Here is a 14,407-nt window from a genome sequence, read left to right as displayed (position 1 = left end):
TCCCCCAAAGGGACTTCTAGCCCCTATATAACAACATTCATTTTGAGATCTAGAGTTACATTACAAATTATTTTCAATTTATTTATCCTGTTGGTTGGCTTAAATGCATTCACACAGGAAAAACCTAACGTAGTACTTATAGTATTAGATGATCTGAACGATTATGTAGGAGTTCTGGGTGGACACCCTCAGGCTAAAACTCCGAATATAGATAAAATGGCAAAGGAAGGAGTGCTTTTTACCAATGCTCATAGCAATGCTCCTGTTTGTGCACCTTCGCGATCCAGTTTTATGTCTGGGATACTGCCTTCTAGTTCAGGGAATTATGGTTTTGAAAATCGAAAAAAAAATTCAATATTATCCAATTCCAAAACCATTTCGGAATACGCAATAGAAAATGGTTACAAAGCCTTTCAAACAGGGAAAATTCAGCATCACAGTCGAGCAGCAGATTGGACCGAAATGGGAGTGCCCAAATATCAGGGCCCCGTTGCATATAATGGTATAAAACCCGTTATTCATCCTTCAGTACCAGAGGCCTTCGCAGCAATTGGTCTGCTGGATGGAACGTTTGCCTCATTAGCAGATATTCCCTCAGTGCCGGAAAGTAGAGAAACACCCGGTTACACCGGGTGGTGGAACCATAAAAAAGAAACCCCCTTTTATTACAATACCGACCAAGATCGGGATCTAATGACCGATGAAAAAAGTGTTCGTTGGTTAAAGAATAAACTTGAGGAATTAGAAGAATCAAAAACGAAGGAGCCTTTTTTTATAGCTTTTGGAATTATGAATCCTCATACTCCTCATGTTGCACCTCAGAAATATTTCGATATGTATCCAATGGAGTCTCTTGAAATCCCAATTATTAAGGATAATGATAATGAAGATTGTAGCTATGATGAGGTTCTTTCTGGAAAAGGGAGATCTCATTTTGAAGCCTTGAAAGATTCGTATCCTCAAATAGAGGATGGTTTAAAAGCCTATTTACAAGCCTATCTGGCTGAAGTAACTTTTACAGATGATATTGTTGGGGAAGTTTTGAATAGTATAGAAGAAAGTAAGTTCAGTGAAAATACTATCATAATTCTAGTAAGTGATCATGGTTATAATATGGGAGAGAAAGAATATTTATTCAAGAACTCTCCTTGGGAGGAAAGTACCAGGATACCTTTCATTATAAAGCATCCAAAGTATAAAGCCAATGCGGGAAAAAAGGTTAATCATCCTGTAAGTTTGATAGATCTTTATCCCACTATCGCAGACCTTTGTGAAATGAAGGGTAGTACCTTGAAAAATGACAAAGGAGTAGAGATAGATGGTTATAGTTTGAAAACTTTTTTAGAGGATCCTGATAATACAATTTGGGAAGGCCCAGATATAGCCTTAACGGTTATAAAGAATAACGAGTCTTCAGATAGTGAGGATCAAAACTATTCTGTTAGATCGAAAAATTATAGGTATGTAAGATACTCCAACGGATCGGAGGAATTCTATGACCATAGGAATGATCCTTATGAATGGGATAACCAGATAAAAAATCCTAAATATAAAGATAAAATAGTGGCTCATAAAAAAGCACTAAAAATGCAAATTCAAAGAATAAGACTAGAATAAAATTTTATCTATTCATAAAAAACAGTAATTGGTTAAGTAGTTTACAGAAATAGACCTAGTTACTTTGAGTGATAAGTGTAATTTGGTATAGCTACTAATCCATTAAAGTTCTATTTTTTCTGGAAACGGTACATATTCTTATTAAATTTCGGGGATGAGAAAGTATTTATTTAATATTCTTTTGATAATATTTTCAACTGTTAGCGCACAAAAATCCAATGGTGGATTTGTATACGATTATATTTCTCAAAAAGAAGGCCTTTCCCATAACTACGTAACTAAAATAGTTAGTGATTCGTTAAATGTTAAGTGGATTGCTACTGAAAATGGTATCACGAAGTATGATGGCCTGAATTACACCGCAATAAAACCGGGAGAAGAGTATCCTGGTCTACGGAACGAAAATATTGAAACATTATATATTGACAGTAAAAATAATTTATGGATTGGGACAAAAAGTGGCGGACTTTCCAAACTTGAAATAGAAACTAATAAACTAACTAATTATAACTATATACTTGATGAGGATATACAGGGCGCCTTAAGAATTCGAGTTATAACTGAAGATAAGAAAGGAAATATTTGGATAGGAAGTCAGGACAATGGGGTTTTCGTTTTAAATGATTCTCAAAAAAAAGTTGTAAATCGGTTTAAATCGCTCAGAGCGAAAAGTATTATAGCAGATGAAAAAGATATAGTATGGATTGGTTCGCAAAATAAGTTAATTAAAATTGACACCTCCTCAGACTCAATTTTCACCTATACTTTAGATAATTATATTACTACATTAATAAAGGATATTTCCCGTAACTGCTTGTGGATAAGTACTATTGATCAGGAAAAGAATGGTAACTTAAATTTAAGTCGTTTTGATTTAGAAAATGAAAAGTTAAGCACTGTTACCACGAATATTTCGTCAAATTATGCAACTTCACTTTATTTAGACCAAGATGATAGGCTTTGGGTAGGAACATGGGGTTCTGGCCTTTATTACAGCAGTAAGAATTTAAAAAAGTTTTATAAACAAGATCTGGTTCTTCCCCAAAGAGAGAAAGAGGGGTACAAATATGATATTATCCTCGATATTCATAGTGATAAAAATAATGTACTCTGGATTTCTTCCAGTAATGGAGGTGTCAAACTTATGCAAAACCAGGGCTTTAAAAATATAACAAGTACTCTTGATAATCCAGTGTTGACTAAAGAGCTAAATGTAAATTCCGTTTATAAAAATGAGAATGGAATTTATCTCGGGACTTTAAGAAGCGGTTTATTTTTTGGTGCGAAGTTAAACTCCCTGCAACAAGTAAATATTGAAAATGATCAAAAAGTTTTTAGGATATATGAGCATAATGACGTAATAGTATTCGGGACTTCAGCTTCTACTGTATTTATGGATAAAAATCAGAATGAGATAAGTAAGCTGGATATATCTAAACCAACTTTTTTTCTTTCGGAAAATGATGAATACTTATGGATAGGGACCCAGCATAATGGGCTGTATTTAATTAATGTTTCGAATTTTAAGGCTCCCAAGATCGTTAAACACTATAGGCTTCGTGGCGAAGAACAAAAGCTTGAAAGCAATCGTATAACCTCTATGGCATATGATGCGGTTGGCAATTTGTGGGTTGGGACTTATAATGGCTTGCATTTGTATGATAGGAATACTAAAAACTTTGTTCATCATACAAAATTTATGGATACAAGAATTCCCCAAATCATAAACTGTATATATGCCAATTCAGGGTTTATATGGTTAGGAACACCTAATGGTCTATATAAATTAAAATTCAAGAACGAGATTCTGGAGGTTGAAAAAACCTATACTGTCGTTAATGGGCTTATCAACGATTTCATTTGTGGAATCTCTTCAGATAGAAATAATAATTTATGGATAAGCACTTCAACGAATCTGGTAAATTTAAATCCAACAAAGGAATCCCTTATTAATTATGGAGAAGAAGATGGAATAGCGACTTCTATATTTAATTTGAGAAGTATCTATGAGGGAAAGAATAAATCCATGATTTATGTTGGGGGGATTGATAATCTTACTTACTTTAATCCTGATGATATAGAGGATAAACAAAATCCTCATGAACTTATTTTTACTGCTTTGAAGGTGAATAATAGGAGGATAAATGCGTATGATTCTATTAATGGACGGGTGTTGCTGAATAAAAATATTGGTTATGCAGATAAGATTGAGTTAACACACAGGGAGAAATCCTTCAGTATTGGGTTTATAAATAATAATTTTTCAGATCAGGAAACTATAAGTTACCGGTACAGATTATTGGGATATCAAAAGGATTGGAATTATATTAAAAATCAGAAGAATGTCAACTTCGTGGGGCTGGCTCCTGGAAATTATGAATTTCAGGTAAGTTCGTCCAAGGATTATAAACAGTGGTCAGACCCAAAATCACTTGAGATTAACGTACTCCATGCACCATGGTTGAGCCCCTTGGCATACCTAATATATGTGATTCTTTTTATATTAATATTCCTTAGTTTCATTTTGGTTTATCTAAGACAAAGACATTTCCGCCATAAATTAGAATTATCAGAAATAACTCAGGAAAAGGAAAATGATCTTAATGAAGCGAAACTAACTTTTTTTACAAATATTTCTCATGAATTCCGAACACCTTTAACACTAGTTTTAGGACCTTTAAAAGAGATTTTAGGTTCAGAAAAATTGAATGGAGAAATTAGAGAAAAATTAATAACTGTAGAAAAAAATGCTAATCGCATGCTGAAATTGACAAATGAATTGATTGATTTTAGAAAAGCTCAGCATGGGATATTAAAATTGAATGCTTCAAAGGGAAATATTGTCAAATTTTCATTGGAAGTTTTTATGTATTTCAAGGAGCAGGCTTTTAATAAGAATATAGATTATCGATTTGAAAGTGATAGGGACCTAATTAATTTATCTTTTGATCATAGTAAAATGGAAATTGTAATTTGTAATTTGATTTCTAATGCCCTAAAATATACTAAACCTGGTGGACGTATTATTTTTAAAATTATAGAGAAGAAAGATTATTGCTTATTGTCCATTGAAGATAATGGAATTGGCATAGCACCAGAAGATCAGCAAAAAATTTTTGATAGATTCTACCAAATAAAAAATACCAATACTGCTCATGTTATAGGAAGTGGAATTGGGCTGACCTTTTCTAAAAAAATTATTGAATTACATAAGGGGCATATCACAGTTGAAAGTAAAATTAATAAAGGTTCTCACTTTAATATCAAACTTCCTTATGCAGAAGAAATTAAAAATTATTTAAAAAACAACCGAGCGGGAAATGCAAAAAGTGTTGATACTTATAAAGAATTATCCAAAGGAAGTATTTCATTAGATCCCGACAAGAAGGTTCATGAGAATACTATTTTAATAATTGATGATAATGCCGATATCAGAAAATATTTAAGGTCTTTGCTTGGTAACCATTATGAGTTAATTGAAGCAGAAAATGGCGATAAGGGAATAGAATTAGCTTCCGAACATGTACCAGATCTTATACTCTGTGATATCATGATGCCTGGTAAAGATGGTTTAACTGTATGTAAGGAATTAAAAAAACAGATCGGGACTTCGCATATCCCAGTAATACTATTAACTGCACGAAGTTCAAATATTTATGAGATCAAAGGTCTTAATACGGGGGCAGATGACTTTATAACTAAACCTTTCGCACCTAAGATTATCAAAGCTCGCATAGCAACTGTATTGCACAATAGACAAAAATTACGAAAATATTTTTTGAATAAAGTTCGTTTTGAGCCATCAAAAAATGAAATTAACTCCGAGGATGCAGAAAGTATATTTATAGCTAAGGCGGTAAAGCTTATAGAAGAAAATCTTTTAGATGATAATTTAATAGAAACCCTTATGGATGAACTTTGTATGAGCCAATCTACTCTTTACCGAAAAATTAAATCCTTAACAGGTTTATCATTAACTGGATTCATTCGATCTATTCGCTTGAAAAATGCAGCAGAAATAATATTAAGTAAAAATCTTAAATTATCACAAGTTGCTTTAGAGGTTGGTTTTAATGATTATAAATATTTTCGTGAATCTTTTAAAAAACAATTCGGATGCCTACCCTCGAAATATAAAAAAACCATTCAAAAAAAATAAGTATTTTATTAGTCGTTAATAACTCAATTCTATGTGAAAATTCTAAAATATTTAAAGTAAACAAGTTTACCTTCGATGACAATTTCTTTTCCATTGCCAGTATATTTTTCAATAAATTTTACAGTTTTCTGGGGGCACCGTTCCATTTATTTTAGAAGTAAATAGTGAGTTCAAAATTCGTAAAGTGCATGAAACCTTCCTGGTGGAGGAACCACTGATTATGAGATAGATTCCCTGTGCGATAATTCCCGATGATCACGATGTATATTACGGAAATTCGTGGGGAGAAAAGGGCAAAAAAGCAGATGTTTCCAAAGGTTTTGGAGCCTACGCTCAGGATAGCGGTGGGTATAAAATGAATCCAGAATGGGTGAACATGGTTCAATTTACCCAGACAAGCCATTTTCCAAATCCATATGATCCAACGCCTGAAAAAACAATATTGGCGTTTATTATACGAAATGGAATTATGCTGTAATAAGTTTTGCTATACTAGAAAATCGAAAATTCAAATCCGCTCCTAAACATGTCCGGCCGGCAGAAGCTGAAGTCCATAATGGATGGATCAATAACGAAGATTTCGATATAAAGAAATATTAACACGTGAAAGCTGATCTTCTGGGTGTAAGACAGGAGGAGTTTCTAGAACACTGGGTTGAAGACTGGGAGGAGGAAACTCTAATGAAAGCTGTATTATCACAGACCAATTTCGCTACCGTAGCGACATTACCTAAAGGATCTAAAGATGGTAGTGTCATTCCTGGGCTAAAAATTCCTGCAAGGGGAGAATATATTAAGGGGGACAGACCAACAGTAGATATGGATTCTAATGGTTGGCCAAAACTAAAAAGGGACAAGGCTGTAGAAATAATACGCAAAGCAATGGCCTTCCATATTGCCGGGGATCAATATCTTGGTTCTTTTATTCAGTATGGAGTTGATAATTTTGAAGATGGCAGTTTTGATTTTGCAGGACCTGCCATTTAAATTGAATTATATATCCCCTCATGAACTAAATGATCCAACTAATTTTAAATTAGAAATTAATCATTCAAATTTTTACAGTTATAATAAGATGAAATTTCGAAGGTATGTATCTAATGCTTTATAAAAGAACCAAGAATTGCTAGTAGTTCGGTTTTGACTTTTTGGTTAACGATTTAGTCAGTAATTCATTATATTCTTTTCTATAATAAGTATGGATAGATAAAGTTTAACTTGGTAAATGAATGGTCTCAATTAATATTTTCTCACCTCTTCAACTTCTTTTATTAAAATTTAATGAGGTTGAGCCTGAGCAAATAGTCACTTATAATCTTAATTTTTTCTTATGCAAAGAAGATCTTTTTTTAAAAAAACTATCGCTGCCGGCTCCGGCCTCATACTGGGAGGCGGTTTTTATAGTGAAGCTAAAGAGATAATAAACATTAAAGAACAGATTTTTAATCTTCACTATGCTCCACATTTGGAAATGTTTAAAAGTGTTGTCGGTGATAATCCCATTGACCAGCTTCAGTTTATGGCGTCTCAGGGATTTACAGCTTTTGAGGATAACAATATGAAAGATCGTGATGTCGACCTTCAGAATGAAATAGCAGAAACCCTAAAAACAAATAACATGATCATGGGTGTTTTTGTGGCCCATACTATTGGCTGGAAAGAGCCCAACTTGGCTAGTGGTAATAAAGAAAAACGTGAAGAATTTCTGGATGAAATTAAATCTTCAATTCAAGTAGCGAAAAGACTTGGAGCCAAATGGATGACAGTCGTTCCCGGCGCTATAGATCCTAAGCTAGCATTTGAATACCAAACGGCAAATGTTGTAGAATCTTTGAAAGCTGCTTCGGAAATTATAGAGCCGCATAACCTGATTATGGTACTTGAGCCATTAAATTTCAGGGATCATCCAGGCATGTTTTTAAATGAAAGTCCGCAAGCATACCAGATTTGCAAAGCAGTCGACAGTCCCTCCTGTAAAATATTATTTGATATTTACCATCAACAAATCCAGGAAGGTAACCTTATTCCGAATATTGATAAATGCTGGGATGAAATTGCTTATTTTCAGGTAGGGGACAATCCCGGTAGGAACGAACCTGGAACCGGAGAAATTAACTATAGAAATATTTTCAAGCATATTTACAGTAAGGGTTTCAATGGGCTTGTCGGGATGGAACATGGAAACTCTATAATTGGTGAAGAAGGTGCCTTTGCAGTTATTAATGCTTACAAGGATGCCGATAATTTTTAAAATTCTGAAGGGCGAGTAATAAAGATCGTTGAGGAATCGGTTTTTCAATTGCAACCAACAAAAAGTCTACATGAGCATAATATTTTTAGCTGGAATTAAATTTGCGTTTAAATAAAATTAAACGGTGTCAGACTAAATTAATGCAAAAAAATATGACCATTCTGTACTTATTCTGTACTAAGTGAAAAAAACAAAGGCTCTCGATTTCTCGAAAGCCTTGATTTTACTTGTAGCGAGACCGAGATTTGAACTCGGGACCTCCGGGTTATGAATCCGACGCTCTAACCAACTGAGCTACCTCGCCGTATAATAATTTTCGCAACTTGAAATTCGCTCGAGGCCTTATCATGAAAGGCTTTTCAGGATTTTGCTAATGCGGGTGCAAATATAAAAACAATTTAATTTGGCGCAAACTTTATTTTCTAAAATATTTATTTTGATTTCTTTTTATCTTTCCAATTAATATCTATATTGCCCGAAACTAATTAATCAAAAATGGAAGAAAAGATAAAATACGAAATGGAGTTTCCTATTCAAGCTTCTCCTTCATTATTGTTCCAATATATATCAACTCCCTCAGGTTTAAGTGAATGGTATGCCGATAATGTGAATTCCCGGGGGGAATTTTTTACTTTTATATGGGAAGGTAGTGAAGAAAAGGCAAAGCTTGTCAGTAAAAAAAGTGATGAGCGTATAAAATTTAAATGGGTAGATGATGAGGATACTCCATATTTCTTTGAATTGCGTATTCAGGTAGACGATATTACCAAAGATGTATCCCTTATGATTACCGATTTTGCCGAGGAGGATGAGATCGATGAAGGAAAGATGCTTTGGGAAAATATGGTTGGTGATCTTAAACAGATCCTCGGATCGGCTTAAAAATCTTATTATAAATATTACCTTTGCCCCGTTTTTAAACGGGGTTTTTTATGATCAATCATAACGGAAAAATACTAGAGGAGGAAGAGGCCAACATTCCAGTACTTAACCGTGGTTTTGCTTATGGGGATTCGGTTTTCGAAACCATAAGGGTAGTGAACGGTAAAATAATGTTCTGGGAAGATCATTATTTCAGACTTATGGCCTCGATGAGAATTATGAGAATGGAAATCCCTTCCAGTTTTTCTCCTGAATTCCTGGAAAAGGAGATAAGCGATATCATTGAGGCGAATGAACTAACCAATTCTCCAGCCCGTATAAGGTTTGCTGTCTATAGATTGCAAGGTGGGTATTATACCCCGGCTACCCGCGATATTGGGTATGTGATAAGCACTGAGGCCATGGAGAATGCTTTTTATCTGCTGAACGAGAAGCCATATGAGATCGAGCTTTTTAAAGATCACTTTGTGACCAGCGGCTTGCTATCTACCATAAAATCCAATAACAGGGCTGTGAATGTACTGGGAAGTATTTTTGCCAGGGAGAACTCTTATGATAACTGCCTGTTACTGAATGAAAAGAAAAGTGTGGTAGAGGCCCTGAATGGTAATTTATTCCTGGTGAAAGGCAATACTGTGAAAACCCCGCCTTTGAGCGATGGCGTCCTTAATGGAATAATCAGAAAGCAGTTGATCAATATTCTGAAAAAAACTGAGGATTATCAGCTGGAAGAGACTTCAATATCCCCTTTTGAACTTCAGAAGGCTGATGAACTTTTTATCACGAATGTGGCCTTGGGAATCCAGCCCGTAAGCAGGTACCGTAAAAAGGAATACGGAAATACCACCGCAAAAGAACTTTTAGGCAAATTGAATGTAAAGGCCAGGCTTGGCTAGTTATAGGTTGGGTTTTCCGGAGAATTAGACCAGAGCATATACTCACCACCCAACTCCAGCATTTTATCTTTCCAGAAAGAGTTATATGGTTTTTCCAGTAAATCTGTGTCATCATCATTCACAGTAATCACCCAGGAGTGGGAGTTCAGTTCTTCATCTAACTGATTGGCATCCCAACCGGAATAACCAAGGAAGAATTTGATCTGCTTTTCATTAATAAGATCTTTTGAAATAAGCTCCATCACTACCTCGAAATTTCCACCCCAGTAGATGCCATGAGCGATCTCTATACTGTCTGGGATAAGGTCCGGGATCTTATGGATAAAATAAAGGTTATCCTGTTCTACAGGCCCTCCATTATAGATCTTGAAATTTCCTTTTATTTCTGGAATAAGGTCTTTTAGTGTAAAATCCAGGATTTTATTCAGGATAAATCCAACCGATCCATTATCTGAATGGTCAGCAAGAAGAACCACAGAACGATTGAAAGAGACATCTCCAATGATAGATGGTTCCGCGACAAGAAGATGACCCTTGGTTGGTTTTAGCGAGATCATTATAGCAGTCTTTTAATCTAAACTAATTATTTATTAGATATAAAGCAATACTATTCCCAAATTTTTAAATAAAAAAAGCCTTCTATTTAGAAGGCTTTAAGAATTTACTAATGCAAATTATTAGTTCACAGCTTTTTGTAAGTCTGCTCCGGCTTTAAATTTCACTACATTTTTAGCAGCAATTTTGATGGTTTTTCCGGTTTGTGGGTTTCTTCCTTCACGAGCCGCTCTTTTAGATACAGACCATGATCCAAATCCAACTAGTGATACTCTGTCTCCTTTTTTAAGAGATTTCTCTACGTTTTCAAGGAAAGACTCTAATGCTTTTTTTGCTGCTGCTTTTGAAATTCCAGCGTTTTCAGCCATTGCATCAATTAAATCTGTTTTGTTCATAATTTGAATTTTAAATTAATTGTTGGTTAAACATTCTGTTAAACTGGTATACAAATTTATACGGATTTCTTGTCCACGCAAGTAATGACAAGGGAAAAGCCCGTATTTGTTAATAACTTGGTTGTTTTGTTAATAAAGATAATTGTTTTTTACTAATATGCAACAAATTCAGTGTTAATAAGGCTTTAGCGCATTTTTGCGTCCGGGGCGAAATCAAAACCATTGAGAAGTTCTTTTGAGGTCATTTTTCTTTTTCCCGGAAGCTTTATTTCCTTAATTATAATATAACCGTCTATGGCGGCTATTTTAATCGTTCTGTCATTTACTGTAACAGTACCGTTAGGTAGGTGGTGTTCCTGTTTTATTTTCTCTATATCATATATCTTAACCTGAATCTCTTCTGAAGAGTCTTCAAGATAACACCAGGCAGCAGGATAGGGATTTAAACCTCTTATAAGGTTGTATATTTCATCTACCGGTGCATTCCAGTCTATTTTGGTATTCTCTTTTGACAATTTTGGCGCATCTTTTAACCCCTTAATTTCTGGCTGGGGCTCAGTTTTAACTTTCTCATTACTTGCAATTGCATTCAGGGTTTTTACTACAAGCCTGGCGCCTGTCTCCATTAACCTGTCGTGTAGTGAACCTACATTTTCTGTCTCACTGATCTTAACTTCTTCCTGGAAGATCATTGCTCCGGTATCTATTTTTTCATCAAGAAAAAAAGTGGAAACACCTGTTTTTTCTTCTCCGTTGATTATTGCCCAGTTTATAGGTGCTGCTCCCCGGTATTGAGGCAGGAGGGATGCATGCAGATTAAAAGTGCCATATTCAGGATAGGCCCAAACCGATTCTGGTAACATCCTGAAAGCTACCACTACCTGTACATTGGGGTTCAGCTCCTTCAGTTCCTTCTGAAACGCTTCAGATTTGAGGTTGGTTGGCTGTAAAACCTTCAAATTATGGGAGACAGCATAGCTTTTTACGGCGCTTTCCTTCAATTTCCTTCCTCTTCCAGCAGGTCTGTCTGGTGCAGTGATCACTCCAACTACATTGAATCCGGCTTCTATTATGGCTTCTAAACTCTTTACTGCAAAGTCTGGTGTTCCCATGAATACTATCCTTAAATCTTTCATTTTTTGATGATTTTATATTTGTTGTTTGGAGTGCGTCCCAGAACTCCCTTTTCGCACAGCAAACCTAATACTTTCAAGACAGAATCCTCTTTATACTGGAGTGAGGAAGTGATCTCTCTGGAGCTTTTAGGATCATTTTTTACTATTTTCAGTATCCCAAGGTAGATCTCATTCATATCGTCTCTGGATAATTCCTTATTATCCTGTGAACACACCGAACATTTTCCGCAGGGCTCTGGATTCTGTTCACCAAAATATTCCAGTAATTGAATCTGTTTGCATACTCTGTCATTTTCAACAAATTCGAGAACGGCTTCAATTTTTTCTTTTTTGGTCTTATTATACTCCTTAATAAAACCAGCCAGGGGATTCAATGTAGACTCGTCCTCCCTGGGTACTAAAAAAGTAATACTGGCATCATGCCTGGAAATGTTGAACTCAATGATCTCCTTTTCTGCAAGTTCTTCGAAGATCTTTATGGCCGCTTCTTCCGAAACTCCCGATTTTTCACAAACCGAAGCAACATTAAAAGGGATCAGGTTTTCAAAGACACCACCGTAATTCCTCAGTATGGTCCTTAATATATTAGAATATCTTGGATTTTCATCCAAGTAATTATCCAGGTGATTCCCGGACAGAAGGATCATAATCTCGGTTTTCTTCTTATAATTCTGGGATAATCTAAGCACACTGCATCTATCCAGTAGCTGGAGGGCATTATAGGCCTTATTTGAATTGAAATGATAATGATGGCAGAAGCCTGAAAAGTTGAAATCATGCTGTGTATTCTCTCCCTCTCCATAAGCTATACTGAAATAGGCATTCAGTTTCTGATAAACCAGCTTAACGTCTTCAAAAGTAGCGAGGTTGTGAAGGAACTGGTTTTTTAGTACTGGAACATCACCGGCATTGGTAAGAATAATAGCTTTCGCAGGTTTGCCATCCCTGCCTGCCCGGCCAGCTTCCTGAAAATAGCTTTCCATACTTTCCGGCAGGTCAATATGTATTACCGTTCTCACATCGGGTTTGTCTATGCCCATTCCAAAGGCGGTTGTGGCAACCATTACGCTTACTTTATTAGAAAGCCAATTCTGAAATTTCTCAGTTTTTTCTTCTTTTTTCAGTCCGCCATGATAGGCCGCGGCCGTAATACCATTCTTATTAAGGAATGCACTTATTTCCTGGGTTGCGTTTCGGCTTCTCACATAAATGATTGCCGATTCTCCTTTAAGTATCTGAGTAAGGCGGAAATACTTATCCTCGGTTTTGATCACATCATACTGAAGATTGGATCGTTCAAAGGATTTCTTATGAATAACGGGATCTTTAAGATTGAGCTGTTCGCAAATATCCTTTACCACCTCTTTCGTTGCGGTGGCTGTGAAAGCCGCCATTTTCACATCAGGTAATAAATCCCTTAATTCTGAAATATTCCGGTAAGCCGGCCTGAAGTCATGACCCCATTGAGAGATACAGTGAGCCTCATCTATGGCAATAAGGTTGATATTCATCTGCTTGAATCGCTCTCTAACTAACTCCTGCTGAAGTCTTTCCGGGGACAGGTACAGAAATTTATAATTTCCAAAAATACAATTGTCAAGCTTGCGGTCCAGGTCTTCATAAGAAATCCCCCCGGTAAGAGCAATTGCCTTTATGTTCTTTTGCTGAAGGGAGTTCACCTGGTCTTCCATTAAAGAAATTAATGGAGAGACCACAATGCATATTCCTTCCCTCATCATAGCAGGAACCTGGAAACAAATAGATTTCCCGCCCCCTGTTGGAAAAAGGGTTAGCGTGTCCCTCTCTTCAAGGATTGATTCGATGACTTCCAGCTGCTGTGACCTGAACTCAAGGAATCCCCAGTATTTTTCTAATATTTCTAAAGCTTTCTGCAAATACGTCTAGATCTTATTCAAAATGAATTCAGTACGTTCATTAATGGCCAGTTTTGGAACTTCAATCGGCTCATAGCCATACTTCTCATAGGTTGAATAAAGATAAGACGAAATTTTTAAGGCTTCTTCAAAACTCTCATATCGTTCATTATCACTCGTGTAAATTTCCTGCCAGGGAGGGAGGATAAAGATCTTGTCATATTGGTAGTTCTTGCATGTAGTGTGGAATAAGTCTGGATAATCTGTATTGAAATAATCCATGTAAGCCAGTACATCTGGCAGTCCCCGGTCCAGGAAAACATGCGCAGAGTTCATATTTTTGGCCTCCAGAAACTGGTCCAGTCTGCCTTCCAGTAATTTCTGACTAAATAATAAGGGCTTCTCTAAAAATAATTGATCTATTCCCTCTTTTTTTGCTTCAAGTATAACTTCCCTGGAAACTTCATGAAAGCAAAGTTCTCCTTTTTCTTCCAGTTTATGGATGATAGAGGATTTTCCCGTACCGGGCCCCCCGGTTATAACAATTCTCCTGGTTTTCACGTGGCAAATTTCGACATTTGAAATTGATTATAAAAATGCTATCATTCCTTGTATCTTTGCAGTTTTAATAGAAGGAGAAAT

At 35.8% G+C, this 14,407-nt stretch carries 11 protein-coding genes and 1 tRNA gene; 6 read left to right on the top strand and 6 right to left on the bottom strand.

The genetic code is table 11. The annotated features are described in order from the left end of the window. The first annotated feature begins 42 nt into the window (after nt 1–42). From LU635_RS12885 to LU635_RS12870, 4 genes are all read left to right on the top strand, one after another. On the top strand, nt 43–1,617 hold the full coding sequence (locus tag LU635_RS12885; protein WP_240099881.1) for a sulfatase: 1,575 nt from the start codon (nt 43–45) through the stop codon (nt 1,615–1,617). A 154-nt stretch (nt 1,618–1,771) separates the two neighbouring features. Continuing rightward, nucleotides 1,772–5,776 carry a hybrid sensor histidine kinase/response regulator transcription factor gene (locus LU635_RS12880; RefSeq protein ID WP_240099879.1) on the top strand — a complete coding sequence of 1,335 codons (4,005 nt, stop codon included), beginning with the start codon at nt 1,772–1,774 and terminating at the stop codon, nt 5,774–5,776. Nucleotides 5,777–6,379: 603 nt separating this feature from the next. Next, nucleotides 6,380–6,763, top strand: a complete 384-nt coding sequence (locus LU635_RS12875; protein ID WP_240099877.1) for a hypothetical protein — start codon at nt 6,380–6,382, stop codon at nt 6,761–6,763. A gap of 343 nt (nt 6,764–7,106) precedes the next feature. Beyond that, complete coding sequence (locus LU635_RS12870) at nt 7,107–8,027, top strand: hydroxypyruvate isomerase family protein (RefSeq protein ID WP_240099875.1); 921 nt, start codon at nt 7,107–7,109, stop codon at nt 8,025–8,027. Nucleotides 8,028–8,257: 230 nt separating this feature from the next. Here the strand turns inward: LU635_RS12870 and LU635_RS12865 are convergent. Further along, nucleotides 8,258–8,331, bottom strand: a tRNA-Met gene (locus LU635_RS12865). 191 nt (nt 8,332–8,522) lie between these two features. Here LU635_RS12865 and LU635_RS12860 point away from each other — a divergent pair. Both LU635_RS12860 and LU635_RS12855 read left to right on the top strand, forming a co-directional pair. After that, entirely contained in the window at nt 8,523–8,909 is a 387-nt protein-coding gene (locus tag LU635_RS12860; RefSeq protein WP_131395160.1) for an START-like domain-containing protein, read from the top strand. Nucleotides 8,910–8,959: 50 nt separating this feature from the next. Then, nucleotides 8,960–9,805 (top strand): aminotransferase class IV, encoded by an 846-nt coding sequence (locus LU635_RS12855; RefSeq protein ID WP_240099873.1) that lies wholly within the window; start codon nt 8,960–8,962, stop codon nt 9,803–9,805. On the opposite strand, the gene LU635_RS12850 is transcribed toward LU635_RS12855, so the two are convergent. From LU635_RS12850 to LU635_RS12830, 5 genes are all read right to left on the bottom strand, one after another. Continuing rightward, nucleotides 9,802–10,362, bottom strand: a complete 561-nt coding sequence (locus tag LU635_RS12850) for a YqgE/AlgH family protein (protein WP_240099871.1) — start codon at nt 10,360–10,362, stop codon at nt 9,802–9,804. The genes LU635_RS12855 and LU635_RS12850 overlap by 4 nt on opposite strands. A 120-nt stretch (nt 10,363–10,482) precedes the next feature. Next, nucleotides 10,483–10,755: an HU family DNA-binding protein gene (locus tag LU635_RS12845; RefSeq protein WP_006990442.1), complete on the bottom strand. Its 273-nt coding sequence runs from the start codon at nt 10,753–10,755 to the stop codon at nt 10,483–10,485. Nucleotides 10,756–10,940: 185 nt separating this feature from the next. After that, nucleotides 10,941–11,891 (bottom strand): methionyl-tRNA formyltransferase, encoded by a 951-nt coding sequence (fmt, locus tag LU635_RS12840; RefSeq protein WP_240099869.1) that lies wholly within the window; start codon nt 11,889–11,891, stop codon nt 10,941–10,943. Further along, a complete protein-coding gene (locus LU635_RS12835) occupies nt 11,888–13,786 on the bottom strand; it encodes a RecQ family ATP-dependent DNA helicase (RefSeq protein WP_240099866.1) in 1,899 nt (632 codons plus the stop codon). Before LU635_RS12835 ends, fmt begins: the two co-directional genes overlap by 4 nt. Nucleotides 13,787–13,792: 6 nt before the next feature. After that, the gene (locus tag LU635_RS12830; protein WP_240099864.1) at nt 13,793–14,326 is read right to left on the bottom strand and encodes an AAA family ATPase; all 534 of its coding nucleotides are present in this window, start codon (nt 14,324–14,326) and stop codon (nt 13,793–13,795) included. Nucleotides 14,327–14,407 lie beyond the last annotated feature (81 nt).

This window comes from Christiangramia crocea (genome assembly GCF_022410465.1).
GTDB classification, from domain to species: Bacteria; Bacteroidota; Bacteroidia; order Flavobacteriales; family Flavobacteriaceae; genus Christiangramia; species Christiangramia crocea.
Note: the sequence above shows the minus strand (reverse complement) of the source record. Positions and strands in the feature narration are given on the sequence as shown.

Excerpts from the sequence above, each read along its gene's own strand:
- LU635_RS12880 (WP_240099879.1), top strand. The coding sequence starts at position 1,772 with ATGAGAAAGTATTTATTTAATATTCTTTTGATAATATTTTCAACTGTT.
- LU635_RS12870 (WP_240099875.1), top strand. The coding sequence starts at position 7,107 with ATGCAAAGAAGATCTTTTTTTAAAAAAACTATCGCTGCCGGCTCCGGC.
- LU635_RS12860 (WP_131395160.1), top strand. The coding sequence starts at position 8,523 with ATGGAAGAAAAGATAAAATACGAAATGGAGTTTCCTATTCAAGCTTCT.
- LU635_RS12855 (WP_240099873.1), top strand. The coding sequence starts at position 8,960 with ATGATCAATCATAACGGAAAAATACTAGAGGAGGAAGAGGCCAACATT.
- LU635_RS12850 (WP_240099871.1), bottom strand. The coding sequence starts at position 10,362 with ATGATCTCGCTAAAACCAACCAAGGGTCATCTTCTTGTCGCGGAACCA.
- LU635_RS12845 (WP_006990442.1), bottom strand. The coding sequence starts at position 10,755 with ATGAACAAAACAGATTTAATTGATGCAATGGCTGAAAACGCTGGAATT.
- fmt (WP_240099869.1), bottom strand. The coding sequence starts at position 11,891 with ATGAAAGATTTAAGGATAGTATTCATGGGAACACCAGACTTTGCAGTA.